The 25,799-nt window shown below is 63.7% G+C and carries 27 protein-coding genes; 12 read left to right on the forward strand and 15 right to left on the reverse strand.

Annotated elements, in window-relative coordinates; translation table 11 throughout:
* Nucleotides 1–88 precede the first annotated feature (88 nt).
* Nucleotides 89–1,954, forward strand: a complete 1,866-nt coding sequence (locus FQ746_RS33665) for an ABC transporter transmembrane domain-containing protein (RefSeq protein WP_144114130.1) — start codon at nt 89–91, stop codon at nt 1,952–1,954.
* A gap of 30 nt (nt 1,955–1,984) precedes the next feature.
* A complete protein-coding gene (locus FQ746_RS33670) occupies nt 1,985–2,338 on the forward strand; it encodes a YbjQ family protein (protein ID WP_144114131.1) in 354 nt (117 codons plus the stop codon).
* Between the two features lie 61 nt (nt 2,339–2,399).
* On the opposite strand, the gene FQ746_RS33675 is transcribed toward FQ746_RS33670, so the two are convergent.
* The 5 genes from FQ746_RS33675 to FQ746_RS33695 all read right to left on the reverse strand — a co-directional run bounded on the left by FQ746_RS33675 (nt 2,400) and on the right by FQ746_RS33695 (nt 7,078).
* Nucleotides 2,400–3,770: a c-type cytochrome gene (locus FQ746_RS33675; RefSeq protein ID WP_222105915.1), complete on the reverse strand. Its 1,371-nt coding sequence runs from the start codon at nt 3,768–3,770 to the stop codon at nt 2,400–2,402.
* Nucleotides 3,771–3,772: 2 nt separating this feature from the next.
* Nucleotides 3,773–5,545 carry a GMC family oxidoreductase gene (locus FQ746_RS33680; protein WP_144114132.1) on the reverse strand — a complete coding sequence of 591 codons (1,773 nt, stop codon included), beginning with the start codon at nt 5,543–5,545 and terminating at the stop codon, nt 3,773–3,775.
* 96 nt (nt 5,546–5,641) lie between these two features.
* Nucleotides 5,642–6,349, reverse strand: coding sequence for a gluconate 2-dehydrogenase subunit 3 family protein (locus tag FQ746_RS33685; protein WP_144114133.1), 708 nt, complete (start codon nt 6,347–6,349; stop codon nt 5,642–5,644).
* A 157-nt stretch (nt 6,350–6,506) separates the two neighbouring features.
* Complete coding sequence (locus FQ746_RS33690; RefSeq protein ID WP_144114134.1) at nt 6,507–6,800, reverse strand: DUF4148 domain-containing protein; 294 nt, start codon at nt 6,798–6,800, stop codon at nt 6,507–6,509.
* Nucleotides 6,788–7,078, reverse strand: coding sequence for a DUF4148 domain-containing protein (locus FQ746_RS33695; protein WP_186310904.1), 291 nt, complete (start codon nt 7,076–7,078; stop codon nt 6,788–6,790). Before FQ746_RS33695 ends, FQ746_RS33690 begins: the two co-directional genes overlap by 13 nt.
* Between FQ746_RS33695 and FQ746_RS34985 the strand changes: the two genes are divergently transcribed.
* Genes FQ746_RS34985 through FQ746_RS33710 form a run of 4 tightly spaced genes read left to right on the forward strand, consistent with a single transcriptional unit; the run spans nt 7,077 to nt 10,038 of the window.
* Nucleotides 7,077–7,295: a hypothetical protein gene (locus FQ746_RS34985; RefSeq protein WP_186310905.1), complete on the forward strand. Its 219-nt coding sequence runs from the start codon at nt 7,077–7,079 to the stop codon at nt 7,293–7,295. The two genes, FQ746_RS33695 and FQ746_RS34985, sit on opposite strands and share 2 nt — an antisense overlap.
* A 3-nt stretch (nt 7,296–7,298) precedes the next feature.
* Nucleotides 7,299–7,976 (forward strand): response regulator transcription factor, encoded by a 678-nt coding sequence (locus FQ746_RS33700; protein WP_144114136.1) that lies wholly within the window; start codon nt 7,299–7,301, stop codon nt 7,974–7,976.
* A gap of 9 nt (nt 7,977–7,985) precedes the next feature.
* Nucleotides 7,986–9,347: a sensor histidine kinase gene (locus FQ746_RS33705; protein WP_186310906.1), complete on the forward strand. Its 1,362-nt coding sequence runs from the start codon at nt 7,986–7,988 to the stop codon at nt 9,345–9,347.
* A 16-nt stretch (nt 9,348–9,363) separates the two neighbouring features.
* The gene (locus FQ746_RS33710; protein WP_144114138.1) at nt 9,364–10,038 is read left to right on the forward strand and encodes a response regulator transcription factor; all 675 of its coding nucleotides are present in this window, start codon (nt 9,364–9,366) and stop codon (nt 10,036–10,038) included.
* Nucleotides 10,039–10,046: 8 nt separating this feature from the next.
* On the opposite strand, the gene FQ746_RS33715 is transcribed toward FQ746_RS33710, so the two are convergent.
* A complete protein-coding gene (locus FQ746_RS33715; RefSeq protein WP_144114139.1) occupies nt 10,047–10,565 on the reverse strand; it encodes a cysteine hydrolase family protein in 519 nt (172 codons plus the stop codon).
* Nucleotides 10,566–10,690: 125 nt separating this feature from the next.
* On the opposite strand from FQ746_RS33715, the gene FQ746_RS33720 reads away from it, so the two are divergent.
* Complete coding sequence (locus FQ746_RS33720; RefSeq protein WP_144114140.1) at nt 10,691–11,683, forward strand: helix-turn-helix domain-containing protein; 993 nt, start codon at nt 10,691–10,693, stop codon at nt 11,681–11,683.
* Here FQ746_RS33720 and FQ746_RS33725 read toward each other — a convergent pair.
* From FQ746_RS33725 to FQ746_RS33745, 5 genes are read right to left on the reverse strand one after another with little or no spacing between them, the layout of a single operon-like run.
* A complete protein-coding gene (locus FQ746_RS33725; RefSeq protein ID WP_144114141.1) occupies nt 11,673–11,960 on the reverse strand; it encodes a DUF971 domain-containing protein in 288 nt (95 codons plus the stop codon). The two genes, FQ746_RS33720 and FQ746_RS33725, sit on opposite strands and share 11 nt — an antisense overlap.
* The gene (locus FQ746_RS33730) at nt 11,957–12,952 is read right to left on the reverse strand and encodes a HEAT repeat domain-containing protein (RefSeq protein WP_144114142.1); all 996 of its coding nucleotides are present in this window, start codon (nt 12,950–12,952) and stop codon (nt 11,957–11,959) included. The genes FQ746_RS33725 and FQ746_RS33730 overlap by 4 nt, the downstream gene beginning before the upstream one ends.
* A gap of 50 nt (nt 12,953–13,002) precedes the next feature.
* A complete protein-coding gene (locus FQ746_RS33735) occupies nt 13,003–13,248 on the reverse strand; it encodes a ferredoxin family protein (RefSeq protein WP_144114143.1) in 246 nt (81 codons plus the stop codon).
* 12 nt (nt 13,249–13,260) lie between these two features.
* Nucleotides 13,261–14,994 carry a fumarate reductase/succinate dehydrogenase flavoprotein subunit gene (locus tag FQ746_RS33740; protein ID WP_144114144.1) on the reverse strand — a complete coding sequence of 578 codons (1,734 nt, stop codon included), beginning with the start codon at nt 14,992–14,994 and terminating at the stop codon, nt 13,261–13,263.
* Nucleotides 14,991–15,785, reverse strand: coding sequence for a GntR family transcriptional regulator (locus FQ746_RS33745; protein WP_144114145.1), 795 nt, complete (start codon nt 15,783–15,785; stop codon nt 14,991–14,993). Before FQ746_RS33745 ends, FQ746_RS33740 begins: the two co-directional genes overlap by 4 nt.
* Nucleotides 15,786–16,043: 258 nt before the next feature.
* Here FQ746_RS33745 and FQ746_RS33750 point away from each other — a divergent pair, with 258 nt between their 5' ends.
* From FQ746_RS33750 to FQ746_RS33760, 3 genes are all read left to right on the forward strand, one after another.
* Nucleotides 16,044–16,862, forward strand: a complete 819-nt coding sequence (locus tag FQ746_RS33750; RefSeq protein WP_144114146.1) for an ABC transporter substrate-binding protein — start codon at nt 16,044–16,046, stop codon at nt 16,860–16,862.
* An 81-nt stretch (nt 16,863–16,943) separates the two neighbouring features.
* Nucleotides 16,944–17,684 carry an amino acid ABC transporter permease gene (locus FQ746_RS33755; protein ID WP_260854262.1) on the forward strand — a complete coding sequence of 247 codons (741 nt, stop codon included), beginning with the start codon at nt 16,944–16,946 and terminating at the stop codon, nt 17,682–17,684.
* The gene (locus FQ746_RS33760; RefSeq protein WP_144114147.1) at nt 17,681–18,367 is read left to right on the forward strand and encodes an amino acid ABC transporter permease; all 687 of its coding nucleotides are present in this window, start codon (nt 17,681–17,683) and stop codon (nt 18,365–18,367) included. The genes FQ746_RS33755 and FQ746_RS33760 overlap by 4 nt, the downstream gene beginning before the upstream one ends.
* A 21-nt stretch (nt 18,368–18,388) precedes the next feature.
* On the opposite strand, the gene FQ746_RS33765 is transcribed toward FQ746_RS33760, so the two are convergent.
* The 4 genes from FQ746_RS33765 to FQ746_RS33780 are packed head-to-tail and all read right to left on the reverse strand — an operon-like array spanning nt 18,389 to nt 23,735.
* Nucleotides 18,389–19,045, reverse strand: coding sequence for a methionine ABC transporter permease (locus tag FQ746_RS33765; protein WP_144114148.1), 657 nt, complete (start codon nt 19,043–19,045; stop codon nt 18,389–18,391).
* Entirely contained in the window at nt 19,026–20,195 is a 1,170-nt protein-coding gene (locus FQ746_RS33770; RefSeq protein WP_313955593.1) for a methionine ABC transporter ATP-binding protein, read from the reverse strand. The genes FQ746_RS33765 and FQ746_RS33770 overlap by 20 nt, the downstream gene beginning before the upstream one ends.
* A 30-nt stretch (nt 20,196–20,225) precedes the next feature.
* Entirely contained in the window at nt 20,226–21,038 is an 813-nt protein-coding gene (locus tag FQ746_RS33775; protein ID WP_144114149.1) for a MetQ/NlpA family ABC transporter substrate-binding protein, read from the reverse strand.
* Between the two features lie 39 nt (nt 21,039–21,077).
* Nucleotides 21,078–23,735, reverse strand: a complete 2,658-nt coding sequence (locus tag FQ746_RS33780; protein WP_222105916.1) for an FAD/NAD(P)-binding protein — start codon at nt 23,733–23,735, stop codon at nt 21,078–21,080.
* A gap of 187 nt (nt 23,736–23,922) precedes the next feature.
* Here FQ746_RS33780 and FQ746_RS33785 point away from each other — a divergent pair, with 187 nt between their 5' ends.
* Both FQ746_RS33785 and FQ746_RS33790 read left to right on the forward strand, forming a co-directional pair.
* Nucleotides 23,923–24,468: a TetR/AcrR family transcriptional regulator gene (locus tag FQ746_RS33785; RefSeq protein ID WP_144114150.1), complete on the forward strand. Its 546-nt coding sequence runs from the start codon at nt 23,923–23,925 to the stop codon at nt 24,466–24,468.
* 123 nt (nt 24,469–24,591) lie between these two features.
* Entirely contained in the window at nt 24,592–25,791 is a 1,200-nt protein-coding gene (locus tag FQ746_RS33790; RefSeq protein WP_144114151.1) for a sugar transporter, read from the forward strand.
* Nucleotides 25,792–25,799: the final 8 nt, after the last annotated feature.

Raw genomic sequence — 25,799 nt, forward strand, 5'->3', positions numbered from 1 at the left:
GGTCAACCCACGGCCACTCCGCAACCGCCCCGCGTTCGAAATCCGCAAGACTGGCACAATGGGCCGTTTTCAATCGCCCTGGACTCTCATGCCGGACGCTGCCGCTTCATCGACTTCGACGCCGTCTTCCGCCTCATCCCCGTCGAAGCGCATTGCGCCGCTATTCGCGCTGTTCCCCTTTCTAAGGCCTTACGCCGGACGCTGGGCGCTGGCGTTTTTCGCGCTGGTGACCTCGGCGGGGGCGACGCTGGTGCTGCCGGTGGCGTTCAAGTATCTGATCGATCGCGGCTTCGCGGCGGGCGACCGAAGCCATATCGACCGCTATTTCCTGGCGCTCTTCGCTGTGTCGCTGGTGCTGGCGGCGGCCACCGCACTGCGCTTCTATCTCGTGTCATGGCTCGGCGAGCGCGTCACCGCCGACTTGCGTCGTGCCGTCTACGATCACGTGTTGCGCATGAGTCCGCAGTTCTTCGAAACTACTCAGACCGGCGAGGTGCTGTCGCGCCTCACTGCCGACACCACGCTGATCCAGGCGGTGGTCGGCACCAGTCTGTCGCTCGGATTGCGCAACGCATTCCTGCTGGTCGGCGGCGTGGCGATGCTCGCAGTGACGAGCCCCGTGCTGTCCGCGTACATCATCGCGACGCTGGTCGTGGTGGTCGCGCCGATCGTCATTTTCGGACGGCGCGTGCGGCGGCTGTCACGCGCGAGTCAGGACCGGATCGCGAACACGAGCGCGCTGGCCGGCGAGATTCTGAATGCGATGCCGACCGTGCAGTCGTACACGCAGGAACCGCTCGAGCGACGGCGCTTCGGCGGCGCGGTGGAACTCGCGTTCGACACCGCGCTCACGCGGATTCGCGCGCGGGCCTGGTTGACAGCCGTGGTCATCGTGCTGGTGTTCAGTGCGATCGTATTCGTGCTGTGGCTGGGCGCCCAGGACGTGCTGGCCGGGCGCATGAGCGCGGGGCAATTGTCGCAGTTCATTCTCTATGCGGTGTTCACGGCGGGCGCGGTCGGCGCGGTCGCCGAAGTCTGGGGCGATCTGCAACGCGCGGCGGGCGCGACCGAGCGTTTGCTGCAACTGCTGGCGTCGCGTTCGCCGGTGCTCGAAGCGGCGCGCCCGGTCGAGTTGCCGGCGCAGGGCGAGGGCATCCGTTTCAGCGACGTGAGCTTTTCCTATCCGTCGCGCCCGGGCATCGCCGCGCTCGGCGGTCTCACGCTGCACGTGCGGGCCGGCGAACACGTCGCGCTGGTGGGACCGTCCGGCGCCGGCAAGACCACGCTGTTCCAACTGCTGCTGCGCTTTTACGATCCGCAGGCCGGCGATATTTCGATCAACGGTGTCTCGACCCGGCAGACTTCGCTGACCGCGCTGCGCGCGCGCATCGGCGTGGTGCTGCAGGAATCGGTGATCTTCTCGGGCAGCGTGCTCGACAACATTCGCTACGGCTCGCCCGAGGCGTCGCTCGAACAGGTGCAGCGAGCGGCGAGCATGGCCGCTGCGGCCGGCTTTATCGACGATCTGCCGCAGGGCTACGACACCTTTCTCGGCGAACGCGGCGTGCGTCTTTCCGGCGGACAGCGCCAGCGCATCGCGATTGCCCGCGCGATTCTGAAAGACCCGCCCATCCTGCTGTTCGACGAAGCCACCAGCGCACTCGACGCCGCGAGCGAACGGCTCGTGCAAACCGCGCTCGACAACGCGACGCAGAACCGCACGACGCTCGTCATTGCGCATCGGCTCGCGACGGTGCAGCAGGCCGACCGCATCGTCGTGCTGGAGCAGGGGCAAATCGTCGCGCAGGGGCGTCACGCGGATCTGCTGATCAGCTCGCCGTTGTATGCGCAACTGGCGGCGTTGCAGTTCGGCGTGTCGGCGGGGACGGTGGCGGCGACCGGTGCCGCTGCCGATGCCCACGCCCACGCCCACGATCCATTAAGTCAACCTTGAACGCACGTTGTCATTTCCAGCGAGGTATCGATGATCGAACGCAGCATGGTCACCACGGCTTTCGAACTGCCGGGCTATCGCACCGAGGCGTCGCTCGGCGTGGTGCGCGGCATCATCGTGCGCTCGCGCTCGGTGGTCGGATCGATCGGCGCGTCGTTACAGACGCTGTTCGGCGGCAACATCACGCTATACACGTCGCTGTGCGAACGCGCGCGCCAGGATGCGTTCGAACGGATGATGAACGAGGCCGGCGTGCTGGGTGCCAACGCGATTGTCGGCATGCGTTACGACGCGACGGAGATTGCCTCGGGTATTTCCGAAGTGCTGTGTTATGGGACGGCGGTGCGCGTATCGAAAGTATCGACGCCAATCGCAACCGCATAAAAAAAGCCGGCATGTGTGCCATGCCGGCTTCGTCCCGCTGCTTAAATAACGGCAGGTCGCGTTACTTCGCCTGCGCCACCCCCAGCGCCAATTGCGCGCCGAGACTGCTGCGTGCTTTCTTCACGTCGTCCGCCGCGACTGGCGCGGCCGCGTTGCCCCAGCTGTTGCGCACATAGGTCGAGATGGCGGCGATATCGCCGTCCGTCAACTTCCAGCTGAAGTTCGGCATGGCGGCCCCGGTCGGATTGCTTTGCGTGACCGCACCGCGACTGCCTATCAGAATCGTGCGCAGCATGTTGGTCGGGTCCGGCGCCTGCACGCCGGCGCTTTGCGCGAGCGACGACACCATGCCTGTCACGCCTTCGCCCGACGAGCGGTGGCACGCGGCGCAGTTCGCCATGAAGAGCGAATGGCCGAGCGTCATCGTCGGATCGTTCGCCGCCAGCGCGGCGGGGGCCGTGCGGTCCGAACCCGGGAAGCTCTTGAGATACACGGCGACCGCTTGCAGGTCCGCGGGGCTCAGGTGTTGCAGCGAGTTCGTCACGGCTTCGGCCATTGGGCCCGATGCCACGCTGCGACTATTGCCGCCGGTATGCAGGTACTCGACGATATCCTGCGTCGACCATTTGCCGAGCCCCGTGTACGGATTGCCGGTGATTTCCGGTGCATACCAGCCCTGCAGCGAGCCGCCCTGCAACGCCGCTTCGTCGCCGCCCAGGAAGTTCTTCGCGGTATGGCACGACGCGCAATGGCCGAGCCCTTCGACGAGATAAGCGCCGCGATTCCATTCCACCGACTGCCGGTCGTCGTTTTTAAACGGCGCATTGTGGAAGAACAGCAGGTTCCAGCCGAACATCAGCATGCGGATGTTGAACGGAAACGGCAACTGGTTGGCGTCGACCTTGTTGTTCACCGCGGGCACCGTATCCAGATACGCCTTGATGTCGCGCAGATCCTGATCGCTGACTTTCGCATACGCCGTATAAGGCATGGCCGGATACAGGAATTCGCCGTGTTTGCCGCGGCCTTCCTTCACTGCGCGAATGAATTCCGCGTCGGTCCAGGTGCCGATACCGGTCTGCCGGTCGGGCGTGATATTGCTCGCGACGATCTTGCCGAACGGCGTTTGCAACGGCAGGCCGCCCGCAAACGGTTTGCCGCCTTCGGCCGTATGGCAGGCGATACAGTCGCCGGCGCGGGCCAGGTACAGGCCGCGTTTGATCGCATCCGAATCGGCCGACGCTGCGCCCGTTGCGGTGGCCACGGGCGCGGCCTTCGCAGCCGGCGCGTTCACCGAACTCGGCGCGCCGAGGTTGCTCTGCGCATTCGGGTTGTCTTCGGCGCGGGCGACGCCCGCATGATCCCATGCGACGAACGCCGCCGCGGCGAGCAGCACCGCGCTGAAAGAACCGATGAGTGTTCGTGTGCGCACGTCTAGATCCTCACCAAAGGTCCGGGCGATTTCAGGTATTGCGATTTGATCGCTTCCGCGGCCCACAGCGTGGTGGCGCCCACCGTGCCGGTCGGGTTGTAGCCGCCGTTGTTGGCGAACGCGGAGGCGCCCACCACGAAGGTGTTATGTACGTCCCAGCTTTGCAGATAGCGATTCAGCGCGCTGGTCTTCGGGTCGTCGCCGATAATCGCGCCGCCGGTGGTGTGTGACGAGAGGTTGTCCATCGGCGAGAACGGTTTGGTGGTCGGCTCGCTGCGTACGACGGTTTTCGCACCCATCGCGTGGCCGAGTTCTTCCGACTTGTCGGCCATGAACTTCGCCGAGCGCTTGTCGTTTTCGATCCAGTCGAACGTCACGCGCAACAGCGGCCGGCCGAACCGGTCCTTGTATTCCGGATCGAGATCGAGATACACGTTGCGATGCGGATAGCTGTTACCCATCACGTAGATGGAGTTGTAGTTCTGGTACGCGTGCTGATACGCCTTTTTCCACTCGCTGCCCCAGCGCGGCGTGCCCGGCGGCACGCCGTTGGACAAACCGATCGGCCGGCCGTTGGTGGAGTGCACGAGCGCCACGCCACCGCCGATGAAGTCGTGGTTCGTGTGATCGAAGTTGTCGCTGTTGAAGTCGTCGATGGCCTGCGCCAGCGCGCCCGCGCCGATGAACGGATTGAGCCGTTCGTTCTCGAAGAAGATCGACGCGCCCGAGATGGTCTGGTACGCGTAGTTGCGTCCCACCACGCCTTCGCCGGTATCGCGGTCGTACGGTTTGCCGATGCCGGAGAGCAGCATCAACCGCACGTTGTCCATCTGGTAGGCCGAGATGACGACGATATCGGCGGGCTGTTCCCACTCGTTATTGTCGTGGTCGACGAAGGTCACGCCGGTCGCCGTCTTTTTGTCGTCGGCAAGATTCACGCGCAGCACTTCGGATTCGGTAATTACGCTGAAATTCTTGCGCTGCATGAGCGCGGGCATGATGCACGCCTGCGGACTGCTCTTCGACCAGTTGCCGCAACCGAAGAACTCGCAGTAACCGCAATACGTGCAAGGCGCCATGTGCACGCCGAGCGGATTCACATACGCGCCCGACGTGTTGCCCGCCGGCACGGGAAACGGATGGTAGCCGAGCCCGCGCGCGGCCTGGTCGAAAATCGTCGCCACGCGGGTGCGTTCGAGCGGCGGCAGCGGATAGTCGCGATGGCGCGGACCTTCGAACGGATTGCCGCCTTCCTGAACCTTGCCCTGAATGTTGCCTGCACGGCCCGACGTGCCCGCGAGACGCTCGAACTTGTCGTAGTACGGTTCGAGTTCGGCGTAGGTGACGCCCCAGTCCTGCACCTGCATGCCTTCCAGAAACTTGTTCTTGCCGTAGCGCTCGACGGTATTCGAATACGTTTGGAAATCGTTCGGCAGGAATCGCCATGTCATGCCGTTCCAATGCGTGCCCGCACCGCCCACGCCGATGCCGAACTGGTACGTGTTCCAGTCGCGCAGCGGCAGCGCGGTTTGATCCGGTGTATTGCGGAAGGTGAGGGTTTCGACGGCGGGCGGCTGCATTAGCGCGCGGCGCGTCGCGAAACGCAATTCGTCGGTGTCGACGGTGGTGGGGAAATCGCTGCTGGTGTCGCGCCATGCACCGCGTTCGATCGCGACGACGTTCAGGCCGGCGAGCGTGAGCTCGTTCGCCATCAGCGAGCCGGCCCAACCGAGACCGACGATCACGGCGTCGGCCTTAGCACGTTTGAGTGCCATTGTGATTCTCCGCTGGTTGCTTTGGGTACAGTGGGGTGCCGTTCGAATGGCCGCTTATGTCTGGCTAATGCTCGGGTTATTGCTCGGGCGATTGCGCTAGCTCTTACGGCTGATCAGGCTGATCGGAATGATCTTCAGGTCTTCACCCTGACGGCCGATCATGTCGCGAAAGTCGTACTGCGCACCGGGAAAACCGAGCATCTTCCAGCCCGCCATATCCTTGTTGCCGCCATATACCGGGTCCGCGAAAAAGCCTTCGCGAACGTTTTGCAGCACCAGGTTGAAGAACGCCTTGGCGTCGACGTTGGCAAGCGCGAGCTGACCGGCTTCGAGCTGTTTGAGCAGACCGTCCTGCTGATCCGCCGCGAGTGCTGCAAACGTTTTCTGGCCGAAGTTCGTGCGGCAATGCGCGTCGAGCGATTGCAGACCTTTGCGATAGCGCTCGGCAGGCGTGTCCTTGATCTGCGGGCCCTGGCTCGGCGTGCCGGGCTTGAAATCGCCCAGCCGGTATTGAGTCGCCGCGCGCCCATAGTCGCCGGCCAGTTGCCGGTCGATGAACAGCGCGCAACCCGCTTCCTTGCCGCCGATGCTCAGTTCGTCCGGGGGAATCAGCCGGTCGGCGATGGCCTCGACGGTGGCGACTTCGGCAGCCGTGAAAAACTTCCAGCCGTCCGGCACGACGGGTTCGGGCAGCATGACCGGGTCCTTGAACCACGGCATGCCGCCGAAAATCACACGGGCGCGGGCAACGGCGATGCCGGCGGCCATCAGGATCATTGACGATAGAAATTTACGGCGCAGCAAGTGGGTTCTCCGGTGATTCCTCGCAAACAGGACAAGGTCGGGTTTTGCGCGAAGCGCGGGACCCTCGATGCCGCTTCGGTGAAATTTTAACTGATTAGTTAAAATAAAGTCAAAATGTCGCAGGTGACGGGCTCGTGTGGCGGCAGTTGTCGAGTGGCTAGCGGACCGTGTCGCCCTTGTGTGGTGCGGCCGGGCAGTGGAATCCCGTTGCCGCGAAGCTCGCCTGATTGCGGGCGATCGTCCACGCGTCGGGCGGCCCGAGATTGGTGGCGGGTACCAGCCCGGCCTGTTCGGCGCGGCAGAGTTCGGCGTCGACCGTCGCACGGCTTTTGCCGGTCGCGGCGGGCAAGGACGCGGCGTGGGCGGCTTGTGTCAGGGCGCCGGGCAGGCCAGCGCAACACAGCGCGACGGCCAGCACCCGGCGTACTGCCTGACGGCCTAACCCGTGCATACGGCACTGACGATCGACGGGAATTCGGCGTGCGACAGGTGCGCGCGAGCCTGATTGCAGCGCAACGCCGAGAGTTCGGCGCGGTTGTCGGGCGGCGCGGGGTAGGTGTATTTCTCGTCGTTCGCGGTCGTGCCGGTCAGGAAAGCGCGGTACAGGTCGGCGCGTACCTGCTGGCGCGAGACACCCGGCGCCGCGGTCTGGGTGACCGAAGCAAACGCGGAAGCATTGGGTAGCGTCACGGCGCTGGCGATAAGCAGAATGGAGAGGAGTCGTTTCATGGCGTCGGTAAATCCGCAGGAGTTGATCGAGGTGCGCCCGGGCAGCAACGGTGCACGGTGCAGTCTCATGTTTGCAGAGCCGGCGCGAAACTTTGCTGCCGAAACATTAAGGTTCTTTCATGGACACATACCTAAAGAATTCCTCATCTTCGGCATGCGTGCGTTTGCGATACTGAATAACCCATTTTTCAGCGGTCCGGGCTTTGCGGCCACTTGAACCATGAACAGGATTCTCACCATTGAAGACGACCCCATCGTGGGTCGCGACATTACCGACACGCTTCGCGAAGGCGGCTTCGACGTGGAGTGGGTGCGTACCGGGCGCGAGGGACTGGCGCACGCGGTCGATCCCACGTTCGACGTCGTCACGCTCGACCGTGTGTTGCCTGGCATCGACGGGCTGACCATCGTCAAGGCGATGCGCGGCGCGGGTGTCGACACACCGGTGCTGATGATCAGCGCGCTGTCCGACGTCGACGAGCGCGTGAGCGGCCTGCTCGCGGGCGGTGACGATTACATCGCCAAGCCCTTCGCGCCCGATGAAATGAAAGCGCGCGTGCAGGTGCTGCTGCGCCACCGGCGCCGTTCGCTGCAACCGGTCGTGACCTGGCTCCAGGTTGACGACCTCGAAATCGATCTCATCAAACGCTCGGCGAAGCGTGCCGGCAATGAGATTTCGCTGCCGCCCGTCGAATTCCGCCTGCTCGACTATCTCGCGCGCAACTCGGCGCAGATCGTCACGCGCACGATGATTTTCCAGTCGGTGTGGGACATGCATTTCGATCCGGGTACCAATCTGATCGAGGTGTACATCGGGCTGCTGCGCAAGAAGATCGACCTGCCCGGCATGCGGCCGTTGATCCGGACCGTGCGCGGGTCCGGCTATATGTTGGGCTGAATCATGAACATGAGTCTCTGGCGAAGTACGATTCTGCGGCTGTTTGTGACCTTCGGGCTGGTGTTCGCCGTGTCGATGTCGGGGCTCGTGTATCTGAACTACTGGAACTCCGCGTCGTACACGGCGACCCAGGCCGACTACAACATCGACTGGCAATTCGCGTACTTTTCGGCCTTGCCCGTCGACCAGATGCCGATGCAGATCGCCGCGCATATCCGCAGCGAAATGCATCGGCCGGTTAATTACTACGGGCTGTTTTCCGCCGACAAGACGTGGCTCGCGGGCGACGTGCTGGCCTGGCCCAAAGGCGTGCGCGCGGATGGCGAAGGCGTGTGGAGCACCCCGCTGCTGAACGGTTCGTCGAGCGCGCGTCCGGAGTACATGCGCACCCGCGCCATCCGGCTCGCAAATGGCAACGTGCTGGTCGTGTCGCGCGATGTCGACGAAATGGCGCGCTTGCGCGGCTACATGCTGGGCGGTCTCGCGTGGAGCGCGGCGATCGTGATGCTCGGCGGCCTCGGCGTCGGTTTGCTGGTGTCCACGGGACAACTGCGCCGGGTCCACGAAGTGCGCCGCGTCGCACAGCAGATCGCGCTGGGCGACCTCGATGCGCGTTTGCCCGCCGCGGGCCGCGACGAGATTGCGTGGCTCTCGCAGATCGTCAATCACATGCTCGACGAAGTATCGCGCCTGATGCATGAAGTGAAGGGCGCCTGTGACGGCATCGCGCACGACCTGCGCACGCCGGTCATCCATATCCGTTCGCTGCTCGCGCGGATTCCGACCGCGGGCATGGCCGCCGAAGAGGCGCAACTCGTCGACCAGGCGTTCGGCGAAGCCGACGAAGTCCTCAAGCGCTTTGCGGCGATCATGCGCATTTCCGAAATCGAAGCGATGAACCGCCGCAAGGGGTTCAGCGATGTCGCGGTGGCCGACCTCTGCCGCCAGGCCGGCGAACTGTATCAACCGGTGGCGGCCGTCCGGCAGGTGCAACTGGAGATGGACCTGCAAGCGGTGGCGAACGTCCGCGCGGATTACCCGCTGATGTTCGAGGCGCTGGTCAATCTGCTGGACAACGCCATCAAGTTCACGCCCGAAGGCGGGCGCGTGCGGATTGCGGTGAGCCAGTGCGACGAGGGTCCCCGTATCGCCATTAGCGACACCGGGCCCGGCATTCCGGTGTCGGAGCGGCTGGCGGTTTTCCAGCGGTTCTATCGCAGCGAACTGACCAGTGCGGTAGCGGGATCGGGGCTCGGTCTCTCGGTCGTGCAGGCGGTGATACGTCTGCACGATTTCGGCCTGAGCCTGTCCGACGCGGCGCCCGGGCTATGCGTGACGCTCGATTGCTGGCAACACCGCACACGCGGCTGAGCGGGGAGAAACGGCGATGCGCATTATCTGTATCGGCGACGACGGTCCACGGCGCTATCTCGCCGAAGCGCTGGTCGAATCGAATCACAGCGTGATGGAATTGCAGGCGGCCGTCGACGCCGCCTACTCGGCGAGCGCGGAGCATGTCGATGCGTTGATCGCGCTGGTGGCCGGCAGCGCAATAGCGACGGCACGCCTCTTCGCCGCGAGACCCGCGCACACGGCGCTCGTAGTGATCGACCGGCAAGGCGACGAGCCCAGCCGGGCGGCTGCGTTGCAGGCCGGCGCCGATATCTGTCTGAACGATCCGTACGACTATGCGGAGTTGCACGCGCGCCTGCTTGCGCTGTGCGGTCGGTTCGCCGGTACGCCGGGAAAGCCGGGTCCGCAGGTATCGTCCGCGACGTCGGTGCTGTCGCTAGCCACGCGCAGTCTGCTCGCGGCCGACGGTACCCGCCTGTTGCTGCGCAAGCGCGAGTATCTGCTGATGGACCGTCTACTGCGTGAACCGGGCGTCGAAGTCCGTCGCGACGAACTGGTCGACTATGTGTTCGGCGAAGCGGATGCGGACACGACCTCGCTGCATCTGCTCGTCGCGCGGCTGCGTGCCCGGCTCGTGGCGACCACGGTGCCCGTCACCATCGTGACCGTGCGCGGCCTCGGTTATCGCGCGGTGGTCGAGCGGGACTAGCACCCGTCTCACAGTATGTCGGTGGACTCGACCAGCGGCGTGCGAATGGACACCGCACTCAGCGCCATCAGATGTATTGGCCGGCTGACCGACGTGCAGCAGTCAGGCAGAATCTTCACGGCGTATTTTTCCGCCGCCTTCGAAATCGCGGTATGCGTCACGCAGTTGTGCGTCATCATCCCGCTGATCAGCAGTTCCTCGACATCGAGTTTCGACAGCGTTTCTTCCAGCTTCGTGAGGTGGAATGCGTCGGCATGAGTCTTCACGACCACGCTGGCGTCCGGTGCGGCGGCGCGAATCCGTTCATGCACTTCGACGCCCGGCGTTCCGGCATTGAAAAAAGGCGACGGGGCTTTTGCCGTGTCGGCCACGTGCTGAACCAGAATCACCGGAATGTTTTTGGCCTGGGCCCGCGCGATGGCGCGCTCGTTGGCTTCCAGAACGGCGTCGCTATTCCAGAGCGGAAACGCACCGTCCGGAAAATAGTCGTTTTGTATGTCGATGACGATCAACGCTTGCTTGCTCATGGTGCAGTCCGTGGAGTGAGGTGGAATGCAGCCATTCTTGCCGATCCGGCCCGCGGGTTTAAGTGGCCCGAACGACAATCTCCGTTAAGATCGGGTCAACCCGTTCTTCGTCTTCGGAAACCAGCATGCGCCGACCTGTCATCGCAGTGGTCGCTTTCGACCGCATCAGCCCGTTTCATCTGTCCGTGCCCTGCGTCGTGTTCGGCGAAACCGGCGGCGAGTCGCCCGGCGCCGGGCAGTCGCTCATGCCGCAATTCACGCTCAAGGTTTGCGCGGCCGAAGCGGGCACCCTGAATACGACGGCCGGGTTTTCTCTTGGCGTGGCGCACGGTCTGGCCGCGCTGAAAACCGCGGACACGATCATCGTGCCAACCTGGCGCGACCCGCACGAACGGCCGCCGGCGCCGCTGCTCAAGGCGCTGGTCAGTGCGCAACGGCGCGGGGCGCAGATCGTCGGCTTGTGTCTGGGCGCGTACGTGCTGGCCGAGGCGGGCTTGCTGGAAGGACGCAGCGCCACGACGCACTGGGCTTACGCAGCCGATTTCGCGCAGCGTTATCCGGGCGTGAAGGTGGCCGCGGACGTGCTCTACGTCGAGGACGACAACGTGGTGACCTCGGCCGGCACGGCGGCGGGCATCGACTGCTGCCTGCATCTCATCCGCCAGCGCTATGGCGCCGAGTGCGCGAACAGCATGGCGCGACGACTCGTCGTGCCGCCGCATCGGCAGGGCGGGCAGGCGCAGTTCGTCGAACATCCGTTACCCTCGACCGGAAGAGAGTCGCGCCTGTCGGGGCTGCTCGACACGTTGCGCGGCGAACTGGACGACGCGCATACATTGGATAGCCTCGCTGCCCGAACCTTGATGAGCCGGCGCACGTTCACGCGTCAGTTCCGTTTGCTGACGGGCACGACGGTGGGTGCATGGCTGCTGGGCGAACGACTCGTGCTCACACAACGCCTGCTGGAAACCAGCGATCATTCGGTCGACGCGATTGCCGCGCTCGCCGGCTTCGGCTCGCCGGAATCGTTGCGGTTGCACTTCCGGCGCGCGTACGGCATTTCGCCGAAGATCTGGCGGCAGAATTTTCGCGGGCGGGAAGTCGCGGTCAGGCGGTGAGGGCGGGCAATTGCGCGAGATAGGCCCATGGGAAGATACCGCGCTCGTGTCCGTCGCTGAATACCATCTGGATGCCATAGCCCATCGGGTGAATCGCCATGACCGACGTATCGTCGAACCTGTCGTCTGTGCGACGCGAGCCGTTGCGGCGGCAATGCGTACAGCGGCAGGCCGCGCGTAACGCCGCATACGCGATCCGCTGTGGCGCCGTATCGGGCCAATGGATGCAAAGCGCTCGCGCTTCGCTGTCCAGTTCGATGCGCTCGGGCGTGATCACGAGCGCGCTTCTTCGATCTGCTGCAACGCGATACGCACGGCCTTGCGCACGTCGGGGTCGGCGTCGTCGAGCGCAGCGCGTAGCGCGTCGAGCGTAGCGGGTTCGCGCAGTTCGCCGAGTGCGAGCGCGGCTTCCTTGCGTAGATTGCTGATGGCGCTGGTGAGCAGCGCGGCGACCGGCAACGCCGCCGCGCGATCGCCGATCTGCCCCAGCGCGCGTGCCACCCGCAAACGGACCTGCCAGAAGTCGTCGGCGAGCGCTGCGACCAATGTGTCGCGCGTGAACCGGGCGCGCAGTTTGCCGAGCGTCGTCGCGGCTTCTTCGCGAACTTGCCAGACCGGGTCGGCGAGTGCGTGCAGCAAGGCGTCCGGTGCTGCGCTGTCGGCCACGGAAGCGAAGCCCAGCGCACCGACTGCCGCGCGACGAATCTCGGCGCTCGCGTCCGACCTGGCCGCGTGCGCGAGCGGCGCCAGGGCTCGAACGTCCTTGAGCCAGCCGAGCAGTACGACCGCTTCTATCCGTACCGTGTCGTCGTGATGATTCAGCCCGCGCAAGGCCGGGTCCAGCGCATCCGCATGACGTAATTCGCGCAGCGCACGCAGCACGGCGGCCAGGACGAACGGGTCGGCGTGATCGGTCCAGCGCAGCAGAACCGTCCCCGACGCGGTGTCCTTCAATACCGACAGACTGTGCGCTGCGGCGGTGCCCACTTCGCGCTCGGCGTCGAGCAGCGCGTGACAAAGCGCGTCCACGATCCACGCTTCCTCCCACGCGCCGAGCACGCGCGCGGCCTCGCGCCGCACGTCCGCCGACGCATCGTGCGCCAGTGCATGCGCGATGGCCGGGAGCGCATCGGGCTCTTCCAGATCGGCGAGTTCCAGCAGCGCGATCCGGCGGACCACGGGGTCGTCGTGCGCAAGGCGGGGCAGCAACGCGGCGACTTCGGGCGCGAGCGTGTCGGGGTCGTGAATCAGCAAAGGAGAGTCGGTCATGGGGCGATCGCGTGAAGGGGGAGCGTGTGGGTCAATCGTTCTACAGCGCTTTAGCGCAGCAGATACGGAATCTCGACCTTGACCGCGCCGGTCGGGCAATCCTGCTCGCACGGCATGCAGTACCAGCATTCGTCGAACTGCATGTAAGCCTTGCCCTTGCTCATATCGATGGCAAGCAGGTCGAGCGGACACACGTCGACGCACACCGTGCAGCCCTTGTCGGCGATGCATTTGTCTTCGTCGATCGTGACGGGCGCCGAGCTACGCTGAAAAATTTCGTGAGGCGTATAGGACATCGCGAATTCCTTTTAAACGGTGGCGTCGGCGGCTTCGTGAATGCGCAGGTGCCGGTATGAATCGAGTTCGGTCTCGGCGAGCGGCACGACATACGGTTCGACCGCGCGTTTTCTGCTCGTCATGCGGCCCGTGTCGTCCTTGAACAGATGCGTATGGCAGAACCAGTCGGCATCGTTGCGCTGCGGATAATCGACGCGATGGTGATACAGGCCCCAACGGCTCTCGGTGCGAAACAGCGAGGCTCGTGCGGCCATTTCCGCGCAGTCGCGGATGGCGCGCACTTCGGCGGCACGCATCAGTTCGTGCGGATTCGCGGCCTTGATCGCGTCGATGTCCGTGCCGATTTCCTCGAAGCGCTGCAGGCCGATTTCCATCTTGCGGGTGACCTTCGGCGGCTGCAGATAGTCGTTGACCATGCGGCGCAACTTGTACTCGACCTGCGCCGGAGCGAGACCGTTTTCGCGTTCCAGCGGCGCGTAAATGCGCGCCCGTTCGGCATCGACCTGTTCCTGATCGATCGCCGCATGCTCGCGTCCGGCCACGTAGGCCGCGGCATTCCGACCCGCGAACCAGCCGTAAGTGAACGCGCCGAGCATGTAGTTGTGCGGCACCGCCGCCATGTCGCCTGCGGCATACAGACCCGCAACGGTGGTCTCCGCGCGCGCGTTCACATAAACGCCCGATGCACTATGACCGCTACAGAAGCCGATCTCCGAAATGTGCATTTCGACCATCTGCTGCCGGTAGTCGGTGCCGCGTCCTTCATGAAAACGGCCGCGGCTCGGCCGCTCGTTCGTGTGCAGAATCTGTTCGATGGTCTGGATGGTTTCTTCCGCGAGGTGGTCGAGCTTGAGGAACACCGGGCCGTTGCCGCTTTGCAGTTCCTGGTAGAACTCCCACATCATCTGGCCGCTCCAGTAATCGCATTCGATGAAGCGTTCGCCCTTGCCGTTCGCCGTGAAGCCGCCGAGCGGACCCGTCACGTATGCGCACGCGGGACCGTTGTAGTCCTTGATCAACGGATTGATCTGGAAGCATTCGAGATTCGCGAGCGCTGCGCCCGCGTGATACGCCATGGCATAACCGTCGCCCGCATTGGTCGGATTCTCGTAGGTGCCCATCAGATAGCCGGAGGCGGGCAGGCCGAGACGCCCGGCCGCGCCGCACGACAGGATCACCGCCTTGGCGCGCACGATATAGAAGTCGGCGGTGCGGCAGTCGAAGCCGAGTACGCCGCATACATTGCCTTGCGCGTCTTTGAGCAGACGCGTGGCGACGATCCGGTTGGTGATCGCCACGCGCGCCCGCTTTAGTTGCCGGTACAACACCTTCTTGATGTCGTGGCCTTCCGGCATCGGCAACACGTACGAGCCCATGTGATGCACTTTCTTCACCGCGTAATCGCCGGTGCCGTCCTTTTCGAATTTCACGCCCCAGCGGTCGAGTTCCTCGATGGTCTGAAAGCTATGCTTCGCATACGCATAGACGGCTTCCTGATCGACGATGCCGTCGTTGGCGATCGTGATTTCGCGGGTGTACTGTTCGGGCGTCGCATGGCCGGGAATGACCGCGTTGTTCAGTCCGTCCATCCCCATCGAGATCGCGCCGCTGCGCTTGACGTTGGCTTTCTCCAGCAGCAGCACCTTGAGACCCGGATTGCCTTCTTTTGCCTTCACGGCCGCCATCGGTCCGGCTGTTCCGCCGCCGACCACGACCACGTCGTATTCGAGTACATGCGTATTCATCGTGATTTCCCTGTCGAGGTGCGTGAAGTGGCCGACTCGCTTTTTTCGCGGTCGATACGCAGGCGGTACTGAAGCGCATCGCCGCGCACATACAAGTGCTCGTAATCGAGCGGCGCGCCGTCGGCGTCGTGAGTCAGACGGTCGATGCGCATGATCGGACTGCCTTCCTCGACGCGCAGCGCGTCGGCAATATCGTGATCCGCGAGAATCGCGTCGATGGCCACGTCCGCATGGCCCAGCGCGATGCCGCAATCGTTTTCCAGAATCAGGAAAATGTCGCGCGTCGCGAGATCGGCATTCGCCAGACGCCGGCCCACGGACTCGGGCAGCCATGTCAGTTCGAGCGAAACCGGTTCGCGGTTGAGCAGGCGCACGCGATGAATCTCCGTGACCGTCGTGCCTTCCTCGACGTTCAGGCGCGCCGCGACCTGCCGCTCCGCCTCGACGAATTTGAAACTGCGCAGACGGTTGACGATTTCATAACCCATCGACGACATCGCTTCCGCGAAACCTTGCAGCGAGCTGACGTTCTGAAATGCCTTCGGTTTCGAGACGAAGGTGCCCTTGCCATGCAGCTTGAACAGCAAGCCTTCCTTCTGCAGATCGCCCAGCGCCTGACGCACCGTAATACGGCTGACGTCGAACATTGCGCACAGTTCGTACTCGGAGGGCATCTGGCTATGCGGCGCATAGGTGCCGTCGAGAATGCGCGTACGCAGGGTTTCGGTAATCTGCGCGTACAGGGGCAGCGCAGTCACAGCGACGGCGAGATTGCTGGCCGGTTTGGGCATGGGCTCAACTTGTTATGACAAGATGAAGCCGAGTCTACTGAGGTTGACTGGGCGGCCCAACCAACTTTTTCTGCTATCCATTTCATCGAACCGTGCGATGCGTCAGCGAGTCGATCGGCGATATCACAGATGCCGCTTAGCACTCGACAAATGCTTGGTTTGCACCAATCGCGAGCATTGTTAGAGTGGCGGCTCGCGCTCGGGGGAAGCTTGTCCGAAGATTCGCGCGAGGTCCCAGAAAAAAAGGAAGCCACCGTTATGAACATCAAGAAATTCGGCGCGGTTATTGCCGCAGGCCTTTTCGTCCTGTCCAGCGCCGCGCATGCGGACCGTCTCGACGACATCAAGAAAGCGGGCGTGTTGCGGGTTGCCGCGTTCGACAGCAATCCGCCGTTCGGCTTCGTCGATCCGAAGAGCAATCAGATCGTCGGACTCGATATCGACTATGCGCGTGCGCTGGCGACGCGACTCGGCGTCAAACTCGAGATTCAGCCGACCAATCCGGCGAACCGTATCGCTTTTCTAAAGTCCGGCAAGGTGGACCTGGTGTTCGCGAACTTCACGATTACCGACGACCGCAAGAAAGAAGTGGACTTCAGCACGCCGTATTTCGCGTCGGGCACGCAGTTCATCGCGAAGAAGGGCACGCTCACTTCGCCGCAACAACTGAACGGCCTGCGTATCGGCGCGGATAAAGGCACCACCAACGAACAACAGGTCCGCGCGCAATTCCCGAGTGCGACGATCATCGCTTACGACGACACGCCGTTCGCGTTTGCCGCGCTGCGTACGGGCAACGTGCAGGCCATCACGCAGGACGGCCCGAAGCTGGTCGCCTTGCTGGCGAAAGTCCCGGACAAGGCTAACTACGAAATTCCGGCGTTCACCATTTCGAACGACTATGAAGGCGTGGGCGTGCCGAAGGGCGAAACCCGTCTGCTGAACGTCGTGAACGATACGCTGAAAGATCTCGAAGCCAAGGGCACGGCAGCCAGCATCTACGACACGTGGTTCGGCCCGAAGAGCGCCGCACCGCTGCCGCGTCTGTTCAAGATCGGCGACCCGCAGAAGAGCTGATCGACTGCGTTATTCCGACGTCCCAGGATGGCCCGGCCTGCTTGTTGCGAGCGGCCGGGCCTCGTCGCTTGAGGTTTTCAATTGCACTTCCTGAATTTCTGGCTGGATCAGCGCTATCTGGGCTGGCTCGCGCATGGCTTCGGCATCACGCTGCTGCTTTCCGTGTGCGTCGTCGTGTGTGCAACGATACTCGGTTTTGGTCTCGCGATGGCGCAGATCGCCCGGCATCGCGCGATCGCGGGCGCGGCCAGTATCTACGTGCTGGTGTTTCGCAATTCACCGCTGCTGGTGCAGTTGCTATTCTGGTATTTTGGCGCGGCGACGCTGTTGCCCGAGCACTGGATGACCTGGCTCAACACGCCCCACGTGGGGTCCATCGGGCCGCTCGCGCTGCGCTGGCCGAGCTTCGAACTGTTTGCCGGCTGGCTCGGCATGACCTTCTACAGCACGGCTTTTATCGCGGAAGAATTTCGCGCGGGCATTCGCGGTGTGAGCAGCGCGCAGTATCAGGCGAGTGAAGCGTTGGGGATGACGCGGCTGACCAGCCTGCGATACGTCATTCTTCCGCAAGCGGTGCGCATTGCGACGCCATCGCTCGCGGGGCAATACATGAACATCGTCAAGAACTCGTCGTTGACGATGGCGATCGGCGTGGCCGAACTGTCGTACATGTCGCGTCAGGTCGATACCGAAAGCTTCCGGACTTTCCAGGCTTTCGGCACGGCCACGGTGCTGTACGTGGGCACCATCGCGTTGATCGAAGCGGCGCTGGTGGTCTGGCAGCACACAGGCGTGCGGGCATTGCAGCGGGGGCGGGCATGAGCGCGCCCGACTGGTTGCCGACGCTGCGTTATCTGCTGCTCGGTGCGTTTCCCGATGGTCCGCTCGGCGGGGCGGCGTTGACCGTCGTGCTCTCCGTGATATCGGCCGTCCTGTCCGGGGTCCTGGGGCTCGCGGGCGGCGTCGCGCTGTTCGTCACGCGCGGCGTGGGGCATGCGCTTTTGCTCGCGATCGTCGCATTCTTCCGCGCGATTCCGGTCCTGATGCTGATTTTCTGGACCTTCTTCCTGATGCCGATCGTGCTGCATCTCGACGTGCCGGGCCTCGCGACCGTGGTGTGCGCGCTGTCGCTGATCGGCGGCGCTTATCTGTCGCATTCGGTTCACGCGGGCATCGTGTCGATCGGTGCGGGTCAGCAGAATGCGGCACTGTCGCTCGGCCTGACACGCTGGCAGGCGCTGCGCTACGTGGTGCTGCCGCAAGCCGTGCGCGTGATGATGCCGTCGTTCGTGAACCAATGGGTGTCGCTCGTGAAAGACACCTCGCTCGCGTATATCGTCGGCGTGCCCGAATTCACTTTCCTCGCCAATCAGGTGAACAGCCGGCTGATGATCTACCCGGCGCAGATTTTCATCTTCGTGGGCATCGTCTATCTGGTGTTGTGTTCTGCTTTGCAGTGGCTGGCTAACCGGCTGTTACGCCGCGCGCGATCGGCGCGGGGATGATTTGGCATGGACAGGGCCTGATCATCGGCGACGGCGCAGATAGCGCACCGCCCAGTCGCCGAATCCTTGCGAGCCCGTGACCAGGGCGAACAGGATCGCCACCACGTAGAGCATGATGAGCGGGTCGTAACGTTCGTAGCCGTAGCGGATGGCGAGATCGCCGAGGCCGCCCGCGCCGAGTGCACCCGCCATGGCGGACGTGTTGAAGAGCGCGACGATGGTGATCGTCATCGCGGAGACGATGCCGGGCAGCGCTTCCGGCAGCAGCACATGGCGCACGATATGCCAGCGGCCGCAGCCCATTGCCTCGGCGGCTTCGATCAGTCCGCCGCCCACGTCGCGCAGGCTGATCTCGGTGATTCGTGCGAAGTACGGCGTGATGCTGATCGTCAACGGCACGATGGCCGCAAAGACGCCGATGGCGGAACCGAGCAGCCAGCGCGTCAGCGGAATCAGCAACACCATCATGATGATGAAGGGCGTGGCGCGGATTGCGTCGATGACGGTCGAGAGCACGCGGTAAACACGCGGCGCCGTGTGTATGCCGCCCTTCGACGTGACGACCAGCAGCACAGCGAGCGGCACGCCGATCAGCAGGGCGATCGCGCCGGAAACGGCCACCATCGTGAACGTTTCCAGCAATGCGTCCCAGAACTTTTCAAGCAGAAGATTTGACATAGCCTAATACCCGGGGCGAGAGCGCAATATCGTGCAGCCGGGACTGGAAGTCCGGCGTGTCGAATTCGGTGGCGGGCACGTCCACGATGAAGCGCGCGAACAGCCGGCCTTTGATGTCGTCGGTATGGGCATGCAGCAGCCGGACGTTCTTGCCGAGCGCGCCCAATAATTCGCCGATCGGCAAACTGCCGAACGCCACGTCCTGATAGCGGATGTCGAGCGCGACGTGATACGCAGTGTCGGGCGGCGAGGCAGCGAGAGATTGCCTGAGCGACTGCGGCAGCCGTTCGTTCTGCGAGCCGAGCAGCGCTTGCGTGGAGGCATGACGCGGTGCGCCGAAGACCGAGCACACATCGCCCTGTTCGACGATGCGGCCGTTCTCCAGCACCGCGACGCGATCGCAGATTTCTCTTACCACGTCGAGCTCGTGAGTGATCAGCATGATCGTGAGGCCGAGCCGCCGATTGATATCGCGCAGCAGATCGAGAATGGAAACGGTCGTCTCCGGGTCGAGCGCGGAAGTCGCTTCATCGCAGAGCAGCACGTCGGGACTCTGCACCAGCGCGCGGGCTATCCCCACGCGCTGTTTCTGACCGCCCGACAGGCGCGACGGATAGGTGTCGCGTTTGTCGGCGAGACCCACCAGATCGAGCACGTCGGTGACGCGCGCCTCGATGGCGGGCCTGGCGACACCCGCCGCTACCAGCGGCAACGCGATGTTGTCGCGCACGGTTTTTGCCGACAGCAGGTTGAAGTGCTGGAAGATCATGCCGATGCGCCGCCGAGTGGCGAGGAGTTGTGCACGCGACAACGCGCCGACGTCGATACCGCTCACGCGGATCGTGCCGCTATCGACCGGCTCCAGCCGATTGATCGTACGAATCAGCGTGGACTTGCCCGCGCCGCTGCGGCCGACGATGCCGTAGATTTCGCCCGGCGCGACCGCTAGCGACACCGCATCGAGCGCGTACTGATCCTTGCGCTGACCGGGGTAGCGTTTGCTGACCGCGTCCATGAGGATGCTGCCTACCGCGCCGTTCTGAACGGCAGCGGCAGCTCGCGGTAAGTCGGCGTGTGCCGCCAAGGCCGGCGTAGAGGTCGCGGCCGTAGCCGTAGCCGTAGCCTTATCCGTGTGAACTCTGGTTAGCATCGTTGGGCTCGTAAGCGGAAGCGGGCGGGCTCAGAACGCGGGCGTCATCACGTTCTTGAACTGCGAGTCGATCAAGGCCTTGACCTCGGGCGACTGATACGATTTGACGAGCGGCGTGACCCACGGCTTGCTGCGATCTTCCTCGCGGATCACCAGAATCTGCGTGAAGCGGCGAGTCGTGTTGGGGTTCTCCACCGCAATCGCGTCTTTCAACGAAAGATGAGCGAGCTGGAACGCGAGGTTGGCGTTGGTTGCGCCTGCATCCACATCGGGCAGCGACTTCGGCAGGATGGTGGTGGACACTTCGACGAGCTTGAACTGCTTCGGGTTCTCCACCACATCCAGCGTGCTCGCATTGCCCTTGAGCGGATCGAAGTCCGGCCGCAGCTTGATCAGACCGTTGTCCTGCAGCGCGAGCAAGGCGCGGCTCTGGTTCGCTTCGTCCGCGGGAATCGCGATCTTCGCACCCGCCGGCAGCGCGGCCAGCGTTTTGTACTTCAGCGAGTAGATGGCGAGCGGCACCGTATAAATGTCCGCAATCTTGATGAGTTTGTAGCCGCGCTTATTCACCTCGCTGTTCAGAAACGGAATGTGCTGGTAAGCGTTCGCGTCGAGATCCTTGCCGACCAGCGCTTCGTTCGGACTCACCACGCCGCTGAACACCACCGGCTTGATGACGATGCCCTGATGCGGGGCGGCTTGCGCGGCCGCTTCGGTCACCTGTTCGTAGGGTCCGCCGAGCGTCCCCACTTTCAGTTCGACCGGCGCGGCGTTGGCGAATTGCGTGAAAAACAAACCAGCAACGGCAAAGAGAACGGCAGGGCGCAACGATACGGAAGACATGCAAACTCCGGTCAGGATCAGAAGGTGGATAGCGTGGGGTTAGCCGTTGGTGACGACTTCTTCGCGACGGTCTGCGTGAATCGGCGAGCCGTCGGCGGCGGGAACGGGAGGCGTGGCCGGTGTCGCGGGTGCGGTGGGTGCAAGCAGCGCGGCACGTCCGGCCCCTTCCAGAATCAGATCGTTTTGCGGCTGATGAACGCGGCTGCACAACACGTCGCGATAGTGCCGTTCCAGCGGATTGCTGCGAGTCAACGCGTGATTCCCGAGCAAGCTGAGTGCTTTCTCGACCGCTGCAATGGCGTTCTGCGTGACCGTGTACTTGATCAGCGCCGGCTGGATGCCGAGCGCCGTACCGGCTTGCGTGGCCTGGCGGTCCACGGCCGCGGCGGCCTGTTCGATCAGCAATGCGTTGGTCTGCAACCACGCGTCGATTTCACCGATAGCCGACTGGAAGCGCGGCAAGTCGGCGAGCGACCCTTTGAGGTTGCTCGGGTTGCGCTCGCGTATCCACGGCAGCGTCCAGTCGCGTGCCGCACGGGCGACGCCGTCGTAAAGCGCCGACAGCATGACCGGCAACCAGGCGCTCAGCCCGATGTCCTGTTGTTGCCATTGCAGCGGCGTGCGCAGATCGACGGCATGGTCGTGCGGAATCAGCACGTCTTCGAAAATCACGTCGTGGCTGCCGCTCGCGCGCAAGCCGAGATGATCCCAGGTGTCGACGATCTTCACGCCCGGGGCGGACAGCGGCACGAGGAACTCGCCGACGCGCGGTTCCGCTTCATCCGTCGCGCCCCAAACGATGCCCCACGTGAGTCCCGGCGCGCCGGTCGAATATAGCTTGTGGCCGCTCAGACGCCAGCCTTGTTCGGTACGGCGTGCTTTGGTGGCCGGAATGCCGCCGCGCACGGGGCTGCCCAGTGCCGGTTCGACGCGCAGCGCGTTGATCAGCGCGCCGTCCTTGACGGCGGCGTTGAAGACGGTATCGGCAATATGACGCGGCCAGGTATGGCTCGTCTGAATCGCACGGTGATGCAGCGTCTGCATCAGCACGATCAACGCCGTCGAAGGATCCGCGGCCGCAATCTGTCCGATCAGAGGCGCTACCTGGGAAAGCGGCAAATCGGCGCCGCCGTGCGAGCGGGGCACCGCAAGCGCGGTCAGGCCGTGACGATGCAGGTCCGCGATATTGCGCGGATCGTACTGGCCCGCGCGGTCCGCTGCGGGCGCCCGTTCGCGCAACCTGGCGAGGGTGGACTCGAGCGATTCCGGTTCTTGTCCCGCAGCCGCCAGCGAAGGCGTATTGCCGATGAACCTGGCGGTCGCCACGGCTTCGAGCGTTTGTTCGCCGATCGCGTTGGACTCCCACGATGCGCCGCGCAGCGGATGGCCCACGGCGAACAGTTGCGAGGAATACTCGCCGGAGGCGAGCCGCACTGCACCGTTGAGCGGATTGGCTTCGATACCGAAACCAGTCGAATGACGCTGCACGTGACCACGATCGAGCAGGTTGCGAATCAACCGATCGTCGATTCTCGCCCAATCGAATTCGAAGCCATTGGCATTGACGATGCGGTCGAACTCGTTGCGGCGCGTTGCGCTCGCACCGCTCGGCCGCCATTGCACTTCGACTTTTCCACCCGGCTGCAACGACGCGAATTCGATCTGCCCGGCCAGGCGGTTCAGACGATCTTGAGAGACGATCCGTTCGAGTGCCTTGCCGGCTTCGGGCGCGGCCCGATGCAGACTGACTTCCCAGAACCGGCGGACATGGCGAATGAAGCGCTGGCGTTCGCGAGCGCTCGCATTGGCCCAGAGTGTCGGCAGATGCGGACGTATCGCGCCAGGCAGACGCTGCCAGTCGCCGCCTTCGTCGCGCAGCTTGCGGCGTACCGGCTGGACCGCGCGCAGCAGTTCGCGTACGGTCGTCGGCAGATTCGCGGGATCGAGCAGGTCAGGCCATGGCGCGACTTCGCGGCGGGTCTGAACCAGCAGATCATGGCGCGAAATCACGGTGAACGTGCCGCGAAAGCCGTGCGCCTCTGCACTGATCATCGCGTCGAGTGCCGTCAGACTGGAGCCGACGATCAACAGCGATTTTGCTTCGGCCACGCCGCGCCAGTTTGCTTCGTTCCAGATATCGCCGATCAGCGCGGGCGATTGCTTCAACTCGCGCGAAACCGGATAGCCATGCTTAGCCAGTTTGGGGAAGAGGCCCGTGGCGAGAATGACCGTATCACCCGTCACGTGGCCGCCGTCGGCGGTGGCGACGGTGTAGTGGCCGCCACGTTCGGTCAGATCGATCGCGCGCGACCTGATCTGCTTATAGGTCACACGACCCGCGGCATCGGCCAGCGCACGCGCGAATTCATCGCGAACATAATCGCCGTAGACCCAGCGCGGCACGAACGCATCGGGAAAGCCGACGCCGGCGGGCAGCGACCAGCCGAGCGTCGCGGCATGCGCGTCGAGCCACTTCACCAGATGGTCCGGCTCGCTGGGATAGAGGCTGAAAAGCTTCGCGGGACCATTGATGAGATGTCCGGGCAGCGCCGTGCTGTACGCGATCCCGCGGCCCGCTTCGGGCGTCGGATCGATCAGCGTGAGTTGAAATTCGTCCTGCCGGGCGCGGATCAGATGAATCGCGGCGTTCACGCCGGCGAATCCTCCGCCGATGACGATGATGTGTTTGTGTGACATACGGTAGCTCGAACTCCAGGCAGGTGACGGAAAACATTCAACACGGCGGCGAGTCAATATATCGGTAGACAGACCTGTCTGTTAGAATCAATTGAGCTTTGTTTATGACCTTTGTTTGAAGGCTTATTCTCTCAACCGGACGGTTAGCGTTTCCTGCTTCATCCTCCGTCATTCATAAAACATCCCGATGCGCGATCACATTCTCGACACCGCTGCGAAGCTCTTTTACCGGCATGGTTTGCGTGCGGTCGGTGTCGACCGGATCATCGAAGAAGCGGGTATCGCCAAGGCGACGCTCTACAAACATTTCCGCACCAAAGAAACGCTGATCGTGGCTTACCTCGCATCGCGGCATCGCTTCGCGCTGGACGCGATGACGTTTGCGGTGGAGTCGGCGGGAACCGATCTCGTGGCGCGAGCGTCCGCGCCATTCAACTGGTTGCAAAGCAGGGTGTCCGACGATTTTCGCGGCTGCGCATTTCTGCTCGCGGTAGCGGAGCACGAAAATTCGCCGGAGATTCGCGCGGTGGCCGTGCAGCACAAGGACGCCGTGCGCGATCTGTTCGCATCGGCGGTCGCGGGGTTGGGACGCGCCGCGGCCAGAGACATGGCGCGGCAACTGGCGCTGCTCTACGACGGCGCGCTGGCGGCCGTCATCGTGCGGAGAAACGACGACGGTGTGGTGCTGGCGCGCAAGTGTGCGGCGGCGCTGGTGAAGGCGGCGGCGGGCTAGGCGTGCGCGCGCACGACGACGGGCAGGCCGCGACGAACTACAATCACCTTTCGCGCACCTTCTCTTCGAAACCGTGCCTGACGTTCACAGACAACCAGGGCCAGCAGCGTCCTAACCGAGCCCATGACTGCGACGACCGATTTCTCCTATTTCAAGCGGCCCTGGTGGGGCGTCCTCGCGCTAACCTGTTCGGCCTTCGTCTTCAATACCACCGAGTTCGTGCCGGTCGGACTGCTCGGCGCAATCGGCAAGAGCCTCGACATGGAGCCGACCAATGTCGGCCTGATGCTGACCATCTACGCATGGACCGTCGCGCTCGCCTCCATGCCCTTGATGCTGCTGGTGCGGCACGTCGAACGGCGCAAGTTGCTGATGCGGGTGCTCATTCTTTTTATCGTGAGTCACGTCGTGACCGGTGTCGCGCCGAACTTCACGATACTGGTGATAGGACGAATTGGCATTGCGTTTGCGCATGCGATCTTCTGGTCCGTGTCGGTCGCGATGGTCGTGCGTCTCGTGCCGCCGGCCGACAAAAGTCGCGCGCTGGGTTTTCTTTCGGTCGGGACTTCCATCGCGATGGTGGCGGGCATTCCGATCGGCCGGGTGATCGGCGAAGCGTTGGGATGGCGCACCACGTTCCAGATCATCGCGTGCGCGGCGCTGATGGTCATGGCCGCGCTGTGGATGACGCTGCCGTTGCTGCCGAGCGAGCGTGCCGGGTCGCTGCGCAGCCTGCCGGGCCTGCTGAAAACGCCCATGCTGATGGTGCTGTACGGCGTGACCGTGCTGACAGTGACAGCGCATTTCGCGGTCTACACGTATCTCGAACCGTTCGCGCACCTGGTCAACCATGCGAGCGATAACCGCATCACCTACCTGCTGGTGCTGTTCGGCGTAGCCGGCATACCGGCGGCCATCTGCTTTAACCGCTTCTACCCGCAACAGCCTCGGCAGTTCCTGCTGACCACCGTGGCATTGGTGGCCGCGTGCCTGCTGCTGCTGTTCCCGTTCGCGCTGACGATCGGCACACTGTCGCTGCACATTCTGCTGTGGGGCGGACTGATCATTTCGTTCGGTCTCGCCATGCAGGCGCAGGTGCTGGAACTCGCGCCCGATGCGACCGATCTGGCCGTGTCGCTGTTTTCAGGATTGTACAACGTCGGCATCGGCGCGGGCGCTTTGCTGGGCAATTACGTCGCGCACAACTTCGGCCTCGCGTGGACCGGCACCTTCGGCGGTCTGGTCGGTGCGGCGAGCGCCTCGTTCTGCTGGCTGGCGCTGACGATTTCGAAACGCAGAAACGCAGAAACGCGGCGCGGCTGACAACGTAA

The sequence above is a fragment of the Paraburkholderia sp. BCC1886 genome (assembly GCF_900996245.1).
Lineage (GTDB): Bacteria > Pseudomonadota > Gammaproteobacteria > Burkholderiales > Burkholderiaceae > Paraburkholderia.

What these genes read in the sequence shown, in the direction of transcription:
- FQ746_RS33665 (WP_144114130.1), top strand. Translation starts at nt 89, where the DNA reads ATGCCGGACGCTGCCGCTTCATCGACTTCGACGCCGTCTTCCGCCTCA.
- FQ746_RS33670 (WP_144114131.1), top strand. Translation starts at nt 1,985, where the DNA reads ATGATCGAACGCAGCATGGTCACCACGGCTTTCGAACTGCCGGGCTAT.
- FQ746_RS33680 (WP_144114132.1), bottom strand. Translation starts at nt 5,545, where the DNA reads ATGGCACTCAAACGTGCTAAGGCCGACGCCGTGATCGTCGGTCTCGGT.
- FQ746_RS33690 (WP_144114134.1), bottom strand. Translation starts at nt 6,800, where the DNA reads ATGCACGGGTTAGGCCGTCAGGCAGTACGCCGGGTGCTGGCCGTCGCG.
- FQ746_RS34985 (WP_186310905.1), top strand. Translation starts at nt 7,077, where the DNA reads ATGGCGTCGGTAAATCCGCAGGAGTTGATCGAGGTGCGCCCGGGCAGC.
- FQ746_RS33695 (WP_186310904.1), bottom strand. Translation starts at nt 7,078, where the DNA reads ATGAAACGACTCCTCTCCATTCTGCTTATCGCCAGCGCCGTGACGCTA.
- FQ746_RS33700 (WP_144114136.1), top strand. Translation starts at nt 7,299, where the DNA reads ATGAACAGGATTCTCACCATTGAAGACGACCCCATCGTGGGTCGCGAC.
- FQ746_RS33705 (WP_186310906.1), top strand. Translation starts at nt 7,986, where the DNA reads ATGAGTCTCTGGCGAAGTACGATTCTGCGGCTGTTTGTGACCTTCGGG.
- FQ746_RS33710 (WP_144114138.1), top strand. Translation starts at nt 9,364, where the DNA reads ATGCGCATTATCTGTATCGGCGACGACGGTCCACGGCGCTATCTCGCC.
- FQ746_RS33715 (WP_144114139.1), bottom strand. Translation starts at nt 10,565, where the DNA reads ATGAGCAAGCAAGCGTTGATCGTCATCGACATACAAAACGACTATTTT.
- FQ746_RS33720 (WP_144114140.1), top strand. Translation starts at nt 10,691, where the DNA reads ATGCGCCGACCTGTCATCGCAGTGGTCGCTTTCGACCGCATCAGCCCG.
- FQ746_RS33730 (WP_144114142.1), bottom strand. Translation starts at nt 12,952, where the DNA reads ATGACCGACTCTCCTTTGCTGATTCACGACCCCGACACGCTCGCGCCC.
- FQ746_RS33735 (WP_144114143.1), bottom strand. Translation starts at nt 13,248, where the DNA reads ATGTCCTATACGCCTCACGAAATTTTTCAGCGTAGCTCGGCGCCCGTC.
- FQ746_RS33740 (WP_144114144.1), bottom strand. Translation starts at nt 14,994, where the DNA reads ATGAATACGCATGTACTCGAATACGACGTGGTCGTGGTCGGCGGCGGA.
- FQ746_RS33745 (WP_144114145.1), bottom strand. Translation starts at nt 15,785, where the DNA reads ATGCCCAAACCGGCCAGCAATCTCGCCGTCGCTGTGACTGCGCTGCCC.
- FQ746_RS33750 (WP_144114146.1), top strand. Translation starts at nt 16,044, where the DNA reads ATGAACATCAAGAAATTCGGCGCGGTTATTGCCGCAGGCCTTTTCGTC.
- FQ746_RS33760 (WP_144114147.1), top strand. Translation starts at nt 17,681, where the DNA reads ATGAGCGCGCCCGACTGGTTGCCGACGCTGCGTTATCTGCTGCTCGGT.
- FQ746_RS33765 (WP_144114148.1), bottom strand. Translation starts at nt 19,045, where the DNA reads ATGTCAAATCTTCTGCTTGAAAAGTTCTGGGACGCATTGCTGGAAACG.
- FQ746_RS33770 (WP_313955593.1), bottom strand. Translation starts at nt 20,195, where the DNA reads ATGCTAACCAGAGTTCACACGGATAAGGCTACGGCTACGGCTACGGCC.
- FQ746_RS33775 (WP_144114149.1), bottom strand. Translation starts at nt 21,038, where the DNA reads ATGTCTTCCGTATCGTTGCGCCCTGCCGTTCTCTTTGCCGTTGCTGGT.
- FQ746_RS33780 (WP_222105916.1), bottom strand. Translation starts at nt 23,735, where the DNA reads ATGTCACACAAACACATCATCGTCATCGGCGGAGGATTCGCCGGCGTG.
- FQ746_RS33785 (WP_144114150.1), top strand. Translation starts at nt 23,923, where the DNA reads ATGCGCGATCACATTCTCGACACCGCTGCGAAGCTCTTTTACCGGCAT.
- FQ746_RS33790 (WP_144114151.1), top strand. Translation starts at nt 24,592, where the DNA reads ATGACTGCGACGACCGATTTCTCCTATTTCAAGCGGCCCTGGTGGGGC.